The sequence below is a fragment of the Rhizobium sp. SRI_017 genome (assembly GCF_057586295.1).
The window spans coordinates 1-538 of the sequence record NZ_JBYCZP010000093.1; the positions used below are offsets into that span (position 1 = coordinate 1).

Annotated in this window: 2 protein-coding genes; both read right to left on the minus strand. The window is 58.7% G+C overall.

Annotated elements, in window-relative coordinates:
* Positions 1-317 (minus strand): response regulator (locus tag AC2YI2_RS35170; RefSeq protein WP_487391145.1); only part of this gene is annotated, 317 nt, incomplete at its 3' end.
* Positions 317-538: CheR family methyltransferase (locus AC2YI2_RS35175; protein WP_487391146.1), on the minus strand; the 222-nt coding region annotated here is incomplete at its 5' end. The genes AC2YI2_RS35170 and AC2YI2_RS35175, both read right to left, overlap by 1 nt.

Below are 538 nucleotides of genomic sequence, written 5' to 3' on the forward strand. Positions count from 1 at the left end.
ACGGCGCCGGCTTCCAGCGCCTGCATCAGGGTTGCCGATCCCTCCTCCGTGAGCGACGAGCACATCACCACCGGTATCGGCCTTTGCGACATGAGCTTGCGCAGGAAGGTGATGCCGTCCATGCGCGGCATCTCTACGTCCAGCGTGATGACATCAGGCAGATCTTCCTGGATCTTTCGCGCCGCCATGAACGGGTCGGAGGCCACGCCCATCACCTCGATCTCGGGATCTTCTTCCAGCACCTTGGTGAGTGCCTGCCGGACGCTCGCCGAGTCGTCGATGATAAGGACGCGGATTCTCTTCGGAGTCAAAGCCATCAAATCTTCCGGAACACAGTGTTGGCAACCTGCTTCACCGGAAGGGGTATGCCGGTAACGCTTTCTGAATGGCCGACGAAGAGATAGCCGCCGGGCATCAGGCAATCGCAAAGCCGGGTGAGCACCTTGGCCTGCGTTACCTTGTCGAAATAGATCAGCACATTGCGGCAGAAGATCATGTGCATGGGATCGCCAACCGGATAGCTGTCGTCCATCAGATT